Annotated in this window: 18 protein-coding genes; 8 read left to right on the plus strand and 10 right to left on the minus strand. The window is 42.3% G+C overall.

What is annotated here, in order from left to right:
* The first annotated feature begins 7 nt into the window (after positions 1 to 7).
* The 4 genes from KJS69_RS26130 to KJS69_RS26145 are packed head-to-tail and all read left to right on the plus strand — an operon-like array spanning position 8 to position 3,015.
* A complete protein-coding gene (locus tag KJS69_RS26130) occupies positions 8 to 817 on the plus strand; it encodes an ATP-binding cassette domain-containing protein (RefSeq protein ID WP_213586755.1) in 810 nt (269 codons plus the stop codon).
* A complete protein-coding gene (locus KJS69_RS26135) occupies positions 814 to 1,689 on the plus strand; it encodes an ATP-binding cassette domain-containing protein (RefSeq protein WP_213586756.1) in 876 nt (291 codons plus the stop codon). The genes KJS69_RS26130 and KJS69_RS26135 overlap by 4 nt, the downstream gene beginning before the upstream one ends.
* Entirely contained in the window at positions 1,676 to 2,440 is a 765-nt protein-coding gene (locus tag KJS69_RS26140) for an energy-coupling factor transporter transmembrane component T family protein (RefSeq protein WP_213586757.1), read from the plus strand. The genes KJS69_RS26135 and KJS69_RS26140 overlap by 14 nt, the downstream gene beginning before the upstream one ends.
* Positions 2,437 to 3,015, plus strand: a complete 579-nt coding sequence (locus KJS69_RS26145; protein WP_213586758.1) for a hypothetical protein — start codon at positions 2,437 to 2,439, stop codon at positions 3,013 to 3,015. Before KJS69_RS26140 ends, KJS69_RS26145 begins: the two co-directional genes overlap by 4 nt.
* Positions 3,016 to 3,743: 728 nt before the next feature.
* Here the strand turns inward: KJS69_RS26145 and KJS69_RS26150 are convergent.
* From KJS69_RS26150 to KJS69_RS29865, 8 genes are all read right to left on the minus strand, one after another.
* A complete protein-coding gene (locus KJS69_RS26150; RefSeq protein ID WP_306434435.1) occupies positions 3,744 to 4,412 on the minus strand; it encodes a YdeI/OmpD-associated family protein in 669 nt (222 codons plus the stop codon).
* A 119-nt stretch (positions 4,413 to 4,531) separates the two neighbouring features.
* Positions 4,532 to 5,506, minus strand: a complete 975-nt coding sequence (locus KJS69_RS26155) for an aminoglycoside phosphotransferase family protein (RefSeq protein WP_249730715.1) — start codon at positions 5,504 to 5,506, stop codon at positions 4,532 to 4,534.
* 226 nt (positions 5,507 to 5,732) lie between these two features.
* The gene (locus tag KJS69_RS26160; RefSeq protein WP_249730716.1) at positions 5,733 to 10,466 is read right to left on the minus strand and encodes a CehA/McbA family metallohydrolase; all 4,734 of its coding nucleotides are present in this window, start codon (positions 10,464 to 10,466) and stop codon (positions 5,733 to 5,735) included.
* A 1,174-nt stretch (positions 10,467 to 11,640) separates the two neighbouring features.
* Positions 11,641 to 12,213 (minus strand): hypothetical protein, encoded by a 573-nt coding sequence (locus KJS69_RS26165; RefSeq protein ID WP_213586759.1) that lies wholly within the window; start codon positions 12,211 to 12,213, stop codon positions 11,641 to 11,643.
* A gap of 133 nt (positions 12,214 to 12,346) precedes the next feature.
* Complete coding sequence (locus tag KJS69_RS30065) at positions 12,347 to 12,610, minus strand: TIGR02452 family protein (protein ID WP_283777488.1); 264 nt, start codon at positions 12,608 to 12,610, stop codon at positions 12,347 to 12,349.
* Positions 12,513 to 12,899, minus strand: coding sequence for a TIGR02452 family protein (locus tag KJS69_RS26170; RefSeq protein WP_306434436.1), 387 nt, complete (start codon positions 12,897 to 12,899; stop codon positions 12,513 to 12,515). The genes KJS69_RS30065 and KJS69_RS26170 overlap by 98 nt, the downstream gene beginning before the upstream one ends.
* Positions 12,884 to 13,147, minus strand: coding sequence for a DUF3500 domain-containing protein (locus KJS69_RS30375; RefSeq protein WP_374706740.1), 264 nt, complete (start codon positions 13,145 to 13,147; stop codon positions 12,884 to 12,886). Before KJS69_RS30375 ends, KJS69_RS26170 begins: the two co-directional genes overlap by 16 nt.
* The gene (locus tag KJS69_RS29865; protein ID WP_374706741.1) at positions 13,074 to 13,454 is read right to left on the minus strand and encodes a DUF3500 domain-containing protein; all 381 of its coding nucleotides are present in this window, start codon (positions 13,452 to 13,454) and stop codon (positions 13,074 to 13,076) included. Before KJS69_RS29865 ends, KJS69_RS30375 begins: the two co-directional genes overlap by 74 nt.
* Between KJS69_RS29865 and KJS69_RS30380 the strand changes: the two genes are divergently transcribed.
* Both KJS69_RS30380 and KJS69_RS26185 read left to right on the plus strand, forming a co-directional pair.
* On the plus strand, positions 13,429 to 13,575 hold the full coding sequence (locus tag KJS69_RS30380; RefSeq protein WP_213586761.1) for a M56 family metallopeptidase: 147 nt from the start codon (positions 13,429 to 13,431) through the stop codon (positions 13,573 to 13,575). The genes KJS69_RS29865 and KJS69_RS30380 overlap by 26 nt on opposite strands.
* 349 nt (positions 13,576 to 13,924) lie before the next feature.
* Entirely contained in the window at positions 13,925 to 14,383 is a 459-nt protein-coding gene (locus KJS69_RS26185; RefSeq protein ID WP_213586762.1) for an NUDIX hydrolase, read from the plus strand.
* 86 nt (positions 14,384 to 14,469) lie between these two features.
* Here the strand turns inward: KJS69_RS26185 and KJS69_RS26190 are convergent, their stop codons facing one another.
* Positions 14,470 to 15,015 carry an RBBP9/YdeN family alpha/beta hydrolase gene (locus KJS69_RS26190; RefSeq protein ID WP_213586763.1) on the minus strand — a complete coding sequence of 182 codons (546 nt, stop codon included), beginning with the start codon at positions 15,013 to 15,015 and terminating at the stop codon, positions 14,470 to 14,472.
* 270 nt (positions 15,016 to 15,285) lie between these two features.
* On the opposite strand from KJS69_RS26190, the gene KJS69_RS26195 reads away from it, so the two are divergent.
* On the plus strand, positions 15,286 to 16,062 hold the full coding sequence (locus KJS69_RS26195) for an ANT(4')-I family aminoglycoside nucleotidyltransferase (protein WP_213586764.1): 777 nt from the start codon (positions 15,286 to 15,288) through the stop codon (positions 16,060 to 16,062).
* Positions 16,063 to 16,279: 217 nt separating this feature from the next.
* Here KJS69_RS26195 and KJS69_RS26200 read toward each other — a convergent pair whose 3' ends face one another.
* Positions 16,280 to 16,882 (minus strand): TetR/AcrR family transcriptional regulator C-terminal domain-containing protein, encoded by a 603-nt coding sequence (locus KJS69_RS26200; protein WP_213586765.1) that lies wholly within the window; start codon positions 16,880 to 16,882, stop codon positions 16,280 to 16,282.
* 317 nt (positions 16,883 to 17,199) lie between these two features.
* On the opposite strand from KJS69_RS26200, the gene KJS69_RS26205 reads away from it, so the two are divergent.
* On the plus strand, positions 17,200 to 17,577 hold the full coding sequence (locus KJS69_RS26205; protein ID WP_213586766.1) for a cytochrome-c oxidase: 378 nt from the start codon (positions 17,200 to 17,202) through the stop codon (positions 17,575 to 17,577).
* Positions 17,578 to 17,776: the final 199 nt, after the last annotated feature.

Consider the following 17,776-nt stretch of genomic DNA (forward strand, 5'->3'; position numbering starts at 1 on the left):
GGAGGGAATGATGGAAAACGTTATTTCGTTAAAAAACGTATGGTTGCGGTACGATTCGCACCGGGATTGGACACTTCGGGAAATCAATTTAACCATTTATGAAGGAGAATGGATTACGATCGTGGGTGGAAACGGTTCCGGAAAATCAACGTTGGTTCGATTGATTAACGGCCTCCTCCAACCTACATTGGGAGAAGTCACCGTTTGCGGAAAGATAACATGCGACCCTCAGCATTTGAGGAATATTCGCCAAATTGTTGGGATGGTATTTCAAAACGCGGAGAATCAAATTGTTGGTATGACCGTCCAGGAAGATACAGCGTTTGGTTTGTATAATATCGGCATTTCCCCGGAACAAGCAGATTCCCGGTGCCGCTCTGTCTTGCAAATGCTTGAGCTCTATGAAAGGAAAGATCATCCCCCCCACTTTCTATCCGGCGGGGAAAAACAAAAGTTGGCGATTGCCGGAGTTCTGGCAATGGAGCCCAAAGTGATCATTTTTGACGAGTCTACTTCCATGCTCGATCCCAAAAGTGCCCAACAAATCTATGAGATCATTTCCGAACTACATCGTAACCGATTCACAATTGTCCAGGTGACCAATGATGTCGAGGAGATTTTTACTGCTAATCGTCTTGTCGTGATGCAGAAAGGCACGATTCGGTATGATGGAACGCCCAAAGAAGCGGCGGGCCATTCGGCCGTTTTTACAGACTCTGGAATTCTCCCTCCGTTTTCGGTTCGAATGCGTGACATTGCCGCGCAAAAAGGGCTGCATTTGTCAACTACAAGTGAACTTGGATTGGCGGATCAATGAAGGAAATTGTTCTAAAGAACGTAAATTGTTCGCTAGCCGCCAGAACCCCTTATTCTAAGAAAGTCATTGACTATCTCTCACTGCATGTTCCTGCAGGGCAGTTCGTGGCGATGATGGGACCGACCGGGAGCGGAAAAACCACATTGGGGCAGATGATTGGAGGCCTGATCCTCCCCCATTCAGGGGTAATACGGGTCGGACCTTACCGACTCAATAAAAAAGCCGACCGCCGCCGCCTTTGGAAAGCAATCGGTTTTCTCTTCCAATTCCCTGAGCACCAAATACTTGAGGATACGGTTTTCAACCATATCGGTGCCGGACTGAATCATTTGGGCATGAGTCGGGAATGGGTTTCTGAACGGGTGAAACAGACCATGGAAGCCGTCGGATTATGCTATGCGCAATTCAAAGACCTATCACCGTTTCAACTCAGCGGTGGTGAATTGCGACGGGTTGCACTGGCAGGCGTATTGGTTACGGAACCAGAGATTCTCATACTGGACGAACCGACAGCGGGCCTCGACGGCTATGAACGAAGCAGAATCTTATCGTTTATAAAGCGAATTCATGATGAGAAAAAAATGACTGTTCTCTACATTACTCATCGGCTCGAAGAAGCCCTTGAGTACTCGGACCGGATTCTCGTGTTAGACCATGGCCGATTGTACGCGGATTTCCACCCTTGTGAAATTCGGGCTCACTGGTGGCGGCTGGAACAAATCGGTTTTGCAAAAACACCCCTGCTCCGTTTTATAGATTTACTCGAAAAGCGGCTCGCCGGAAAATTGCCTGAAAGTTTATATAAAGAAGAGCAACTGATGTCATTCATCAATAATCTCTCTGGGGAGGACTTACGACGTGCAATGGTTTAGGCTGCTGCCTTTCGGGCCGTCTATGAATACACGCTCTTTTTTGCAGGACTCTGATCCTCGTGCGAAACTTATTTTTGCAGCGACCTATTTATATTTGGTTACCTGTTCGAACGATCTAGTCCGCATGGTTTTCTATGCAACCGCTGGATTTTTATTGGTTTTCGCCGCCCGATTGCCACTAGCTTTTTTATGGAATGGCCTAAAGGGTTTGCTTCCCCTTCTGCTCGCGCTGTTTCTTTACCACCTGCTGTTAGGTGATGTTAATAATGCAGTTATCCTGCCTTGCAAGCTAGTTATTTTTATCATAACGGCTATAGTGCTCAGTGCAACGACCCCCCCGACAAAGCTGGCAGACGGTTTGGAAGCCATCATGCGCCCGCTCACTCTCATTCGATTTCCGGTTCAGAATTTCGTGTTTATGATCTCGGTGGCCTTCCGGTTTATTCCACTCTTTATCGACGAGACGGATTCCATGTTGAAATCGCAAAAAGTGAAACACGCACGTTATAAAAGCGGAAGCTTTCGAATAAAAATGCAATCTCTTCTTCAGCTTCTCGTTGCTCTGTTCGTTGCCTCGCTTCGCCGTGCGGACCAAATGGCTCTCGCTATGGACGCTCGTTGTTACTTACCGGGAAATAAAATCCGGGCAAGCCGGTTGCACTTTAGTTGGCGTGATTGGATGATTATCATTTCTGCGCTGGTTCTGCTTCTGATCCATATTCTGTTGAAAGGAGCCGCTTTTGAACGATGATCCCTGTGAAAAGTTACTGGTTAAAACCTGTATGCGAAGAAGTTTCATTGATTCACACCCGTTATGGCACAGCCCAAGTTACCACAAGAAAAATGATTATTGTCGCTTTTCTTGCCACGCTATCCGCCATTTTTCAATCCATGGGAGGGTTTCTGCCAGGGGTGGGCTACTTGATTAGTCCTCTCGCCACACCCCCCATTGTGTTAAGTACTGTCCTTTCTGTCGGTTCCGGTCTGACCGCCTACTTCCTCGCAATTTTGCTGCTTTTTTTTATCCAACCAAGCGAACTGATCGTATTTCCTTTCACGACAGGCCTATTGGGACTCGGGATTGGCAGTTCGCTGTTATATTTGAAAATACGTTTATCGGCTATGCTGGTCGGGTCGTTTTCTTTATGGGCGGGGATCCTTTTGTTGCTTTACGTTTTTCGATTTCCTGTTCTGGGCCCAGCGGTTTCATCTACGTTTAACCTGAGTACCATCGCCATCGTTTACGTGTTCTCGCTTTTCTACAGCTGGCTATGGGTAGAAATAAGCAGGTATTTCATTCAAAAAATAAGTAAAGTGATTACTTAAGTAATACAAAACGATAGGATCAGCAATACCATAAATAACGAACCTTTTTCTTTAAATAACATGATTTTCCTGCGGGGAATAGTTTCGCTTAACGAGAGAGTTCCGGGATATTTATCAATGTCCAATACCATAAACAAGCCGAGCAGCTAAGATTTTTTGGACACGTTACATTGGGATACTCGTAGAACCACAAATTCACTGTTATGTGCGATGCGCGTAATTTGCTCTTCAAATTTCCCTGCCTTCAGTTGATTGGCAAAATTCCCTCGTGTATACCTCATTATTTGGTTTTTTTCATTTCATTAACCCAATATAATTTTTGTACCCTTTCTGTTTTGAGGCCAATTAATGTTATTGCAATTGGGCAAAAGATGGATGCGAACAAGTACGGTTTGTACGAAAAATCATATAAATGGGCGCATAAGTTCCGTGAAAGGGCCATCTTTGTACGAAAAATCGTACAATTAGCCGCACATATGCCGCGCCGGCCCTGCTTTTGTATGAATAATCGTATAAATGGTCCGAGTACAGAAAATAAGCGGCACACAAATGCACTTTTTCAACAGCCTGATCTAAAGATTTATTTGCGCCCTTATTTCATAATCATTCTTCTCATAAAACAACGCCTCCTTTCCATAATTCACGTTAATTTTACTACTTTGGGGATACTGTTGAAATATCCCCCTTGCACCTGCTTTACGATGGTTAGCCATGTCTACACAGACGGGTTATCTTCTTCGATAGAGATCCATGCTCTTATACCCCGCAGCCAGAACCGCCTTCATTTCTGCACGTCGTTTTACTCTTGTTTCCTCCTGCACTGCACTATACACATATCGAGCCCAGTCCTTGCGATACCCCGGAGTGAGTGATTGATAAAAGGCAAGCGCGTCCGGGCTGTCCTGCAAATCTTGGTCCACATACGGAATCATGGAAAGATAATCGTCGACGCTTTGACTAGGTTTGGAGGAGGTGCGGTTTTTATTTCGTTCGTCTGCTTTTAAACCGACAACTGTAAAGACATCGTTTAACCCAACCATACGTGCAAATTTTATGCTGCTTGTCCCAATATAACCATCGGCATCGGCACCCAACCCTTCCAGCAGGCTGTCCCTATGAATATAGGTCTGATAAACTTTGTTTCCCTTTTTGGGATACGCAGCGTACAAATATCCCCCTTCATTCAAATGATTATTATCAATGACCCTTTTTACGAGTTCCTGTAATGACTTCAAATCTAACACAAAAGCAAAAATGAGGTCATAACCGCCGTCTTTTAGCTCGGTATCATACTTTTCCAAGCCTGCTAATAAATCCTCGCCTTCCGGTTTATATAATACAGCCGCTTTATTATATTTTTGCAAGTTTAGCTTTTCAACAATCGTTTTTGCCATCATACATCCTCCAATTCTTTTAAAGTCGGTTCAAATATGTTCGCCCGCCGCTCATCGGACCTTCAAGCGAGAGCTCCGAAGGATCACCGCCCTCCCTCCAACTGAAGAGTATAAATACGGAATTAAGTATTCATCATGGTTTCTGCGAAAGCTGCATGTTCTATAAGCTTCGGATATTCCTCAGGGGTGGAGCCGTCTTCAACACTCCAGCATACTCCCATGGCCGTTTCTACATAAAGACATTGCCTTAATATTTCGTTTGGGATATTAAGGTTTTTTTCTAAGATGCTTATAATACCGTTCATTTTCTTATATAAATCCGGAGTTATTTCATCACCAAATTCATTTAGTATAAAACGCGGAACATCAAATACAGGATCGCCTATGACGCCTTTAGGGTCGATAATTATATATTCTCCATCATGACCAAGCAAAATATTATCATGATGCAAATCACCATGAAGCAGCATTTTTTGCGAATATAAAGCAGAAACCGATAAGCAGATATCTAGTGCTTTTTTCATATACAAATATAATTCCTTGCAATCATGCCGCGTGCTCATGTATTCTGTGATCCTGCTGACCCACTCTGTGTAAGTTGGATATATTTCCACTTTAGCGGGCGCTATATGCAAGCCTTTATATAGGGAACAAAAGACAGAGAGTCTCTTATCAAGAGAGTTGTCTTCCCTTAAACGGTTCCCCGGCTGTATACCCTCTTCCAGTATAACGCCATTCTCAATATCAGCGTCAAACACTCTACAGAATCGTCTGCCGTCATATTGACATAAAGTATTCAATTCTGTATATATTTCTCGAGAAGACGGATTACCTATTTTAAGCACTGCGCTCCCAAAGTTTTCTGAGTGGCATCTAAAAACCAAGTTTGCAGAATAGGAAGGAATAAACTGAAAAGAGGTTAACGTCCACTTATCTGCGTATACTTCAATATCCCTCACAACTTTCTCATAATAATCTTTGCCAAAACGATTCATTATTTTTTCTCTTTCGTCTGGTTTGAAGATACAACGCTTATTCATGACCTGGGATCTACCTCCACTTCCGGAACAAATCGAGGCCTGCTTCACAACTAACATGATTGCATGGCTCCCCCTATTTTAACAAAACTCAGTTTTGTTGGTCATTATGTGAATTCCAATTGGGGAAAACAGGGGAAACGAGTCTCTTTTGCCCGGCGCCAGGTTCCAGGATTGCTACACCATTCGGATCGCAGAAGTCAGTATGCCCAGTTTATTAACCAAACTCAAAACCGATCCTCCCCTATAGTGAGCCGGGAGGATCGGTTTTCTTAATGATATTTATTTAGTCTTCCGATACGGCTTGTAAAATTGGACGCTTAGAGATATCGTCCCATCTCCAAATATCATTAAAGTCCCACCCTAACCTGTCTGTATAGGTTGATGGAGTTTCTATTTCAGTTTCCGAAAGACCTAGTCCTTTAATGTTTGTTAATGACTCCTCCGTAACCCCTTCTTTGTCAACGATCATGCCATTGTAAGCATAGTTGTTTTCAAGAGTTGCTGTATGGCCCGCTAGAACCCGCCCCATCACACGGTTCGCCATGGTTGGCGTCGTAACGGAAGGGTTGAGGGCAATGACATTCTTCACAACTGTCCCGTTATATCCATAGCCGGTCACTCCGCCCGCATTGCTTTTAATCGCCTGAACGGTTCCGGCCGCGTACACATTTTCGGTTAAACTGCCCGTGTTTGTAATTCCGATTAGTCCTCCGGCCTGACTTACTTGAGCCGTCACATCAGCGCTCGAATAGCTATTTCTTACGATGCCATTTGAATAGCCCACCAGACCGCCCACGGTGCTGGACCCCGTAATTGTACCCGTCGAGAAACTATTTGCTATCTCTCCATTGTTCGTATTTACGAGTATACCAATATTACTCCCGCCGGTAACGTTCGCATCCATCATTGCTATGTTTTTAATCGTTCCATCATTAAGATGGATTAAGCCGCCATTTACTGAATTGAAATTGCGCAAAGATTTATTATTCCCATCGAAAATTCCAAAAAAAGGCATCCCCTTAAATAAGGGTTCGAAAAGTTTTCCTTCAAAATCGAGATCATTTTCCAATATATAATTTTCATTCGGAAATTCTGTCATGATCTTTAAATCATTTACTGAACGAATGATGTAGTAACCCTCTTCATTTTGGTCAAGCTTTGGTTTTTGAATATTATCATCGCCAATTTGTTCTAAATTGCTTTGCAGCAGCGGACGCTTGGCCTGTTCGTTCCACGTCCAGACCGATTCAAAGTCCCAACCGAGGCTGTCTATGAAAAAGGATGGTTGATTGAAGGATTCTGCACCGACACCTTGCCCTTTTTCATTGTTTGGATCATCCACTTTAACCCCTTCGCTACTAACAAACATATTTTTATTGGCGTAATTATTCACTAAAGTTGCTGTTTCACCGGCTAGAATTCTGCCGACAATTCTATTAGCTGCCGATCCTGTAACGACCGATGGATTTAAGGCGATACTATTTTGAATGACCGTATGGTTGTATCCATATCCGCTGAGGCCGCCGGCATTCGATTCTTCTGCTGTCACTGCCCCGATAGAATATACATTTTCGGTTAAACTGCCCCGATTGGTAATCCCGGCAATGCCGCCGGCCTGCTTCCCACGGGCACTGACACGGGCTGTCGAATAGCTGTTTCTAACGATGCCGTTCGAGTAGCCAACGAGTCCGCCGACGGTAGAATTACCTCTAATCGATCCGGTACTATATACGTTTTCTACTGTTCCATCATTTTGATCCACTAATATCCCGACATTACTTCTGCGAACATCAATGTTAGCATTTATCATACCTACATTTCTAATAACGCCTTCGTTAACAGCGAAAATACCAGCACCGCCTGAAGAAACAGTAACACCTGTTATCGTATGTCCTTTCCCGTCAAGTGTCCCTGTAAATGGAGCACCATTAGAACCAATCGCTTCAAAAAATACTCCATTACCATCAATATCTCTATCTAAAATATAATGTTTGTCCGGGAACTCATGAATTTTGTTGAGTCCCTCCACACTTTTAATTTGAAATGGGTTATTTTCCGATCCATCACCCAACATCCCTTCTGTAACCATTAGAGGGTCAGCTATCGGATGTCTATCGGCAGGGTTATCAACCAATGTTACGATAACTGTATGCTCTTCCTTAAACGCAAGAGGTTTATCAAATAAGATGATTTGTTCACGTCCTAGATGTTCTAATGTCGCCTCTTTAATAACCGTTTCTAAAACCGTTTCGCCCGTATGATCAAACTTTTCAGCAATGACCGTAACTTTTTCAAGCGAGTGCGGGTAATTTAAGACCCCGACACCTTTCAAGACGTTATTTTCAACAATCGCACTGGTTAAGTTAATATAATTTTCAGGCTGTTCGATAGTAAAGGAATCAATTTCATCGCCGTCGCTGTTGTAAGCTTTTAATGTGAGAGAATGATCGTCTGATTCTAAAATAACACCTGTTTGCTTTTTATCATCATAGACGATATGGTCCCAGTCAAATGATTTATTATCATAAAATGTTGGACCTGAAGAACCCACCGTAATAAAAGTGGTTCCTAGATTCATTGCTTCTTCAGATATATTTTTCGCACCGTCTCGTATAGTTGTCCGTTTGTATACATGATCATGGCCACCTATATACAAACTAACACCCAGCCGTTCAAATGCCTTGGATAACTTCACCCTCATAATATCCATCCCGGTCTCATCACTATGATGTCCGCCGTAGTAGGGGTAATGGCCCATAACGATTTTCCACTTTTTATCTGTTGATCGTAAATCTTTCTCTAACCATGCCAGTTGTGCATCAAAATCCAGCAAAGAATTCAGCACAGCCATATGCATATTTCCATAATCGAACGAATAATTCGTTTCTCGATAACTGCCTTCACCGTTTTTCGGCAAGTTGAAAAAACCGGCAAATGCACCGATTTTTCGGTCCGTGTCCCGTTCATGTTCTCCAACAACATGGGCTGAAATTAAGTCTAGGTTGTTATAAATGTTGTCAAACACATCATTCCATGCATAGACATTGCCCCCAAATTCAACTAAATCTCCAACCTGGATCATAGCCTGCCCGTTTGAATTCTTCTCTCGCAAAACGTCTAACATATCATTAAAGAGTTGGAAGCTTCCTGAATTTCGATCTGGAACTTCAAGGTCCCCCATCACATACATGACGGTTTCTTCTGAAGCCGGAGCCGTGCTAAACCTATAAATATCACTCCACGGCCCATTCGGTGAAAATCCATAACGATACTCATACGTTGTCCCTAATTCAAGATCTGTCAAATTGGCTTCATGCGCTGCAAGCACACGGTAGTTACTCTTTTCAATCGTAACCCCATACGCGACTTGAAAATAAGAGACATTTGTCTTTATTTTTTTGGCATTGTTCCACTTGGTCTGAGATACAGGTTTATACTGAACATAGGATGTTTCCAATACCTTATCTGTCACTAAATTAATGCCCACTTCATGCTCATTGGCACCAACATTGACGATTGGCTGAAATTCATGAAGAATTTTATCGGCATCCAGTTGTTGTTTTTTAGAATCAACGAGCAGCCTGACCAGTTCAACACGTGTATTTCCTTGATGATCGGTTGCCACATACTTAATGAAATATTCTCCGTACGAGTCGACCGTGAAATGACGATCCGTAACGGTTACTTCTCCTTTATCATTCAAAACGATTGCATCCACTGGCAAGGTTTCACCACGATGATCTGTCGCCGTCGCGCCCGGCACCTCTACTTGATCACCAAGTTTAACTGTTTCCGGAAATTGTCCATGGATCATAATTTCAGGCGCAACTTCCGTGCCTCTCGTTTCGTCACCAATCCAAATGGGCGCACTAATGGCTTCCTCACCGTCTGCTTGGAAAGCTCTAACGATGAAATAATCCCCGTCCTCACTTGGAAATGTCTCTTCAATCGTAAATTGATTGCTGGCAATATTCGTATACTCTTTGACCATTTCACCGCTGTTTTTGTAAACAACGACTTTATCCAAAGGATCGTTAGCATCAGGGTCATTTATCAATATATAAAGATGAATTTCATTGGTATCAGCTGGAAGTATGGCCCCCATCATTTGACCGTTGGCAGAAACCGTCATTTCTAAATTGCGATCAAATGACACATATGTACGACGGTTTCTCATGGCCTCGTAAAGACCGTCTCTTGATAAATGATCCGCCCATATGCCGGTCACATGGGGCTGAACCGTCCCCCAATTCCCTTTGTGCTCGTCTCCTCCAAACACGGGAGAAATATGCCAACCTCGATCTAACGCTTTAATATAGGGTTCAAAATTGCCTGATGATTTATATTCCATCATATTAAGATTTCTGTCCACATCTTTGTTATAGTGCTTGAATTCAAAGAAACTCCAGTCTCCTGACGTGCGCGGATGGTTAAATTGAGCAATGGCATCTGGATCTTGGGCAAGTCTGGCGTAAAATGTTGGCAAATCATATTTGATGTCGCCCCAGCCCCACGTACCATCCGCACCTTGTCCATGTGTTCTTGCAAACCATGCGGCATTAAATAAGTTGATATGACCCGCTCCATCATACCAAGTGACTTCCGTACCAGGCAGCGTAATGAATTTATTATTACTATTGTGAGCATCTGATTGCTCGTGTAATATTTTGTATTCTTCTGAATAAGAATCTTTAACATCGGTAATAAAATCACTGCCCGTATTTATGTCATATGTCACATCGTGTTCGGTGATTGCGTAAAAATCAAAATCTGTATTTTCTTTCACATAATTGTAAGCATCATTTGGTAAACCAATCCCATCACTGAGAGATGTATGTGTATGCATGTGACCTTTGAACAATGTATATCCTAAGTGTTCTGCTCTATCTTCTTTGTTAACATTATCTGTTTTTTCTGAAGAAGCGAATACAGAAATGCCATAACAGAGACTAACAAACCCTGCAATAAAGCAGGCGATCACGATTAAAGGTAATCTTCTACATGGGTGCTTCATCATAATCCTCTCCTTTTTATACATTTGTAACTAAACGATTAATAAGGACTGCTACAAAATGAATCACCCTCTTTGTATATAGTTAGATATCCAGAAACGCTCCTTAAAAGAGCGGTTCTTAAAAGATAATTTGAATGCGCTTACATTTTGAATTTTTGATAGATTTACTAATTGTCCAGCCTGAAGCCATTTCATAATTACCGTCCTATAGTTAAATAGAAATAAAAATGCGCGATAGATCGGATGTGAGTGCGTTTTGTACGAAAAATCGTACAATCAGACAAGCGTATGCCGCGAAAGTCCCGTTTGTGTATGAAGAATCGTACAAACGACCGCACTAGTTCCGAGTACAGTATAAAAAGCAGAGTGCATTTATTTCGCTCTGAAAGCCCCGGGGGAGGCGAAATAGTGACACAAAATATCAATTTTGCATTTACTTTTGCTTCCTTACATGTCCCTCCGGCTTCTCACCTCCTAAAAAGAGCCTTGTAATCGCTTGCAATACGAGCATTAGTTTAAAATTGCGAAGATTAATCGCTCTGAGAAACAACGGCCACTGCATTATATAGTATAGTGCGGCTCTCGTAAGATTATTAATCTTTTGTTAATCAAATGTTTTTATTATTTATCCGCTTAAACGAATTCGCTCTCCGGCATCTCCAAGCGAAGCAATGCTCTTCCTCTCGCATGCCCGGCTGAAGAAAAGGACAGTATTTCCTTCAACCCCATTGTATGATACACTTTCACCAGTTAGATTGAAAGAAAATGGAAAGAACAGCAACTGTATAATATAATCATATCGTTCTTTTTATATTTGTCAATCAATTTTACTAATACAACTTCTCTCCCCCCGGTTTAATGATAAAACGTGTGAATTGCGAACCACCACATGCCGAGGAATCTCCGGATCGCATGCCGGGGTGAATTGGAGAGGACCCAGATCTCCTGAGCTTCATGGCTTATAACCTAGCAGCTTCGCCAAGCGCGCCAAGCCCCCCATTACAATTGCTTGTACAAATCTTGGCGACCCGGCCCACTATCCATCTATCGACTCCCAAGCTAGTCCGAGCCAAAGCGGATTTCGGGGAATATTTTATCCAAGGGAACGAATATATTATATGTCTTCACCTTCCGGTTTCAACCAGAATGTATTCAGTCAATCGATGTGATAGCCAACTCAAAAATGGTCCAAATACCACCAAATCACCTTATGATATCCGATCAACTTGGCGGGTATATCATCGATCCTTCTAATCCGGCTGTCATAAAAATAAACCGGGTCACGCTGATACATTTTATAGGTTCCATCCAGTGGAAGTTCGTGCTTATATTTGTATAGGGCTACCACATATCTTTGCTCCGGATTTGTATTCTTGCCATATTTTTTGTTTCCAATAAGTTCCAAGTCCTCTTTAGTTATATTTTCATAATTTTTAATCGCGGTCACAGCATGTTTTACTTGTGTGATAATATGCGGTCTTGATTCCTGAGGATAAGCTGCTATAGAAATGGTAATAGTCAACAAAATCATTCCGATCCACATGGCTATTCGATAACGTTGTTTGCTGATTTTTGGGGAAATCGCCATTCCACATATAATAACCATCGTATTGATAACAAAAATGGACGGTAAAGCCGCTATTCTTTCCAATCCTGTGTACGGAAATAATTTTATTAAAAAATACATTACCAATAAGGTTGGTAAAATGGACACCGCATATTTGAATAAGCCCACCCAAACTTGACGCATAGCCCCACGTCCCCATTCCCTCGTATCCGAATTAATTCCTTTTATCTTAACACACATGATAATAGCGGATTATTTGCCAGTCATAAAGCACTAAAAGAGCCTCAAAAAACCAAGTCTTAGAGGCTCTGCGCTCCTATCCGGGCATTGCACTACTCCACACCATAAAATACGTCCTCAAATGCACGTAAGCATTTTCCGCCTTGGAAATATCCAAGACCGCAAACCTGATTTCCGAGAATAACGACCCGAAGCCTTCATCGTTCAGCAGATCATGCCACCAGCCGGCCACCTTCTTCGGATCATTTCGAAACACGCCGCATCCGTACGCCCCCAAGATAAGATATTTGTCTTTCTTGTGGGCGAAGATCGATAGAGCCAACCGCATGCGGTTTTTCATTATGCGTTCCGCTTCCTGGCAATCCTCCCCCTTGAAACACAACCTGTCCATAGTTAACGGCAGGCAGTGTCAGCAACGAAGCAGTAACCGGCCTTTTCATGAGCTTAAACCGTTCATCCCGGAAAAAGATGACATCAGACGAATAGATGGCATGGTCGGTATACATCATAGATCGGCAGGCGCGATTCGCCGAATAATAGCCTTCATTACGCAGCAGCGTTCCGTATAATCCGCTCGATGCCGCCAGGGACGAAATGTCCGGGTTCGTGTCTTTTACCCATGCGGTGATGCGTTTTTGACCAGTTGTTTTTGGTTATTATTCAGCGAGGATACCGGGATTCCTTCGCTTGTTGTAAACTTTCCGTCTTGCCCCGGACCTAACAGTACATCATGGTAGGTGCCCGGGATTTTTGCCTTACTCAATTCTGCTGAACTGAGTGACTTAATCATGGAATACATGGCATCACGCCGAGTGGCCAAAGGCTGATAAGTTATACCGTTCATGGTGAAGGATTGGGGTTCGATCCCGATAAACATCGGTATGGCACTGGTCGACTTTCCGTTGTACGTAATATTGGAGGTGAAGGTGGTGCCCGCTGATTTGCAGCATCCATGGCGAAGTCGTCGATGGTTCTCCAAGAAAAGCAACATAGTAATTGTCTGCTCCATACATCTTGTTTCGCGTTTCCTTTTTCAAATATTCATCCGCCAGAAGGATGTAGTTCAGCGTATTGTATCCACTTTCGCCAATAGCTTCGGCCGCTAATGCTTTGAACGCTTCCAAACTTTTAGACCTATGGTTCAATTCCCTGTGGACGTTGTCCGTAGGGATCCACTGGTACAATCCTTTAGTTTGGTTGGCTGTGAAAAAGATGAAGGCCGATCGGGAAGTCGCCTGTGATGGCTCGGCAATCAGGTTTACAGCGAAATTCAGGGTGCCCATCGGGGTGCCCCTCTTCTTTTAACTCCCCCATAATTTTCGAAAACTTTTGTTGTATTATTTCGTTTATAACTATAGGATACAAACTCGTACTGATGGAGGTGGGTTCTTGGTCACATGAGAAAGAAATTAAATAGCAAGTTATTTGTGCTAATCATTGCTTTTATATGTCTTATTCCAGTCTTCTTGTTTTGGTTATTCATCGAATTAATTAGTTCAGTGAATACACCTAATGGGTAAAATCTTGTGCCTACGGCGAAATTATATTGTCATGGGAAGATATACAAAAGCAGTACGAATTTCTTTTTGAGGTATTGATTATTATTGCAAGCAGAATTTCTTATCGGTTTCATTGAGGATGGGAGGACTAAGGGATGAAACAATCTGGAATCGTATTGGTTGCTAGTGTATCTATATTTCGAGAAGACAAAGTTTTGATAATAAAAGAAAACAAACCAGCGGTCAGGAATAAATGGAATTTTCCAGGCGGAAGAATAGAATCAGGTGAAGATATCCTAGATGCAGCACGTAGAGAAGTAAAAGAAGAAACCGGATATGATGTCAAACTTACAGGAACGACAGGCATCTACAATTTTATTAGCAGTACAAACAATCAAGTCATTATGTTTCATTTTACCGGTGAAATTATTGGGGGTTCTCTTCAATTAGAAGATAGTGAGATTAGTGATTACAAGTGGATTATGGCATCGGATTTATTGATTCCCAATCTATACGAAATTCGCGGAGTAGATGTTATTAAACAAATAACGGAAAACCTCATAACTGGAAAGAATTATTCATTATCTTTATATAACCAAAAACTGGGCACGTAGACACTACGCTCTTCCAAAAGTTCGCATTCTCGTATTCACTGGAATTTAGTTCTAGACTTTACCTCTATGAAGCAACGTTTTTAGATTCACAGCTCTTTAATATCCTGAACAACCTCAAATAAGTCGTTGTTGAACTGATGTCCACGCCCATCAAACTCGCGAATGATTGCCTGAGGATACATTTCTGCATACAAAGCAAGATGGGAAAACGGCACTATTTCATCGTCACGGCTATGATAAAAGAAAATTTGCTGTATTTCGGGGATTCTCGACTTAAGGTCTTTATCTAATACATATTCATCCACTTCCCAACCTTCACTCCCCCAGTAGGGAGACGCTATAAGAAACAAACCAGCAATAGGTTTGGCTGGCTTCTCTTCTGCGAGATATTTCAATAGGATTGAAACCCCCAAGGAATGTCCAACAACAATCACTTCGCCTTCTAGTGCAGATAAATATGCTGCGATACGGGTTCTCCAGGCCTCATACTCCGGTCTTTCCTCGTCAGGCATCCTCGGATATAATACCCGGTATTCATAACCTAGCCAATCTTGCAGATTGGATGCTAATTTTCGATCGGCTTCGTAGGCCCCCTGTCCGGCTCCCTGGATGAAAAGCACGTGGTTTTTCATAATATTCTTTCCTTTCATCTATTTTTGCCAATTGTAGCATACAGCACATAAGATTGATTCTTCTCGATTGCTGTCTCGATCCTCGACCAAATCCATTGAGCTTAACTGCTACGCCTTGCTAAAACACAATCGTTTGGTTACAATTTCCATAAGAAAACACTGTAGGAGGAACCCCCATGCATCCAAAAAAAGTCCCCCGTTAAGCCCGAGGTCCTCCATCCATGTGGTTAGTGATTGCTCACCATAAAACCAAAAGGGAGATGCATACTAATGCACATGAATGGACCTGTACCCATTTCTCGCAGTGAAAGGCTTCAAAACTGCCACGAAATTGCTTCGAGATTACACGAGGTATATGGAGAAAAAATTCTGGCCATTGGGGTCTACGGTTCTGTTGCCAGAGGGTCAGACGGCCCTTTCTCGGACATTGAGATGTTTTGCGTACTAAGGGAGTCAAGCTCCATCGAACCCGTAGAATTTTGCTATGAGTGGTCGGCGGGACCCTGGAAGGCTGAAGTGGACGTCTATAGTACAGACGTTCTTCTTAAAACCGCATCTACTGTGGAGGGAAGGTGGCCGTTGACGCATGGCCCCTACTTTTCCCAACTTAGTCTGTATGATCCTGAAGGCTTTTTTCCAACATTGAAGGAAGCGGCGGAATCACCAACAAAGGAAGATTTCAGGCGTGCCATCAATGAAGTCCTTGTAGGTGAAATGTACGAGTATGTTGGAAAACTTAGAAATGTCAGTCTAAATGGCCCACACACCTACTTGCCATACTTGGCGGTGCATTTTGCCCAATACGGGGCCATGTTAGTTGGTTTGCACAACCGAAAACTTTTCTCCACTGGCTCCATGGTTCTGCCGGAGGCACTACAGCTGCCGAGTCGTCCGGAAGGATTCGACCCTATAGTGGGAATGGTTATGTCTGGAGATTTAGCAGAACCGTCGAAGATCATTTCAGCCTGTGAGGAATTCTGGAATGGCCTTGTGAATTGGGCAGCCGAGCATGACTACGTAATTAGTTCAAAACGAGTCCCGTTTTGACCCATACCGGCTGCATTTGCAATAATCTATCATGTTTTAGACAGGTTAAAGACCCCTTTACGAGGGGTCTTTACCTTTCCTTGGGAGTATTGGTTATGAGTATTATCAAAACCCGGAAAAACCACTGGAAATTTATTTGCTTAACTTCGGTTCAAGCTAATGGCCTATGTGAATGATATGGACAAAAAGTCATCGAGAGTAAGCTGAAGTATTTGCATTATTTCAGTTTACTTTTAAAACCCTCGATTAACACTTCCAATCCAAATTGATATTCTCTATCCATATCCATACTTGAAATGTTGAAAGGCAGCGCTTCTAGTGACTGGCTGACCTCTTTTTCATCTGTTACATCATTAAGTCGATACTCTTCAATCACAAAAGACGTGACATAATTGTTTAGTATCCATGATGCTGAGAAGATATCCTCGCTTTTCATCCCCATTTTTTCAAACAGACCGCTTATTTTTTTTATTAAATTTATTCGATAGGGTGTAGTTGGCGGAGTTTCAACAAGTACATGTGCCGAGTCACGTACATTAAGCAATATCTCTCTTAACTGTCTGGTAAGTACGGCTAGCTGCTCTTCGCAAGAGAGGCTTTCATCCGGATACTTTATTTTTTTACAAATCTCGTCAGCTATTAATTCGAGCAGCTCATTTTTATTTCGAATATGCCAGTATAATGAAGCGCCTTTAATTTCTAATCGCTCCGCTATATTTCGCATAGATAATTTTCTAATCCCATGCTCTTGAAGAAATTGTAAGGCTGTTTGAACGATAACGGATTTATCTATTTTGATTTGTTCAATTGAATTTCTCACTGATAAAAAGGCCTCCTTTACTTGACAAGTATATCATGGACATTGTACTCTAACAATGTTAGACAACTAACACCGTTAGACAGCGATAAAGGAGGGAAGCACATGACTTTACCTATTGCTATTGTCGCAAGTACTACAATTGTATGTATAACCGTATTTATTACCATCGTTACGGTTAAAGGTATGGATTTGAAAACAAGGAAGTAGCATGCTCCATTTGAAATACGCCATCAAAGATTAGGCTATTTATTTTTTTGCTTTAAATCTAACGGTGTTAGCTAGAATCTTTGAAAATACACCTATAGGAGGTTAAATGAATGGGAAAATACTTTATCATCGTTTCCGGCATTTATTTGCTTTTAGGATTATTGATCGGTTATTTTATGGGAGTCACGGATTTGTTCCAATTTACCTCCCTGCATGTTCACGTGAATTTGGTTGGATGGGTGACATCCGCTTTATTCGGTATAATTTACACGATTTATAAATCTAAGCAGCATTCAAAAATGGTAAATGCCCATTTTTGGCTTCATATGATTGGAGTTCCTCTCTTGCTGTTGGGAATGTACTTTATTATTGCAGGAATGGAAGCCATAGGAGGGCCATTAAGCGGACTTGGAGGGGGATTAGTCATTGTTGGTGCTGTTTTCTTTTGCTTTTATTTATTTCAAGTAGTCCAGCCAAGAAACGAGTAATACTAAGTAATGTTTTATAATACTTAGCTATTTCCATAGATGCGTTGAACTGATCGACCACTAACCGTAACGCCCGATGATGTGTACCAGGCCATTATTGCCGCGAACGCTTTGGCAGAGTATCATCATGCATAGAGCACGCTGAACAAGATGGAATCTCACCCCCATTAAGCTGAGGGGCCGACAGTTGCAACTGCCG

Origin of the sequence: Paenibacillus sp. J2TS4 (assembly GCF_018403245.1) — a bacterium.
Taxonomy (GTDB): Bacteria; Bacillota; Bacilli; order Paenibacillales; family NBRC-103111; genus Paenibacillus_L.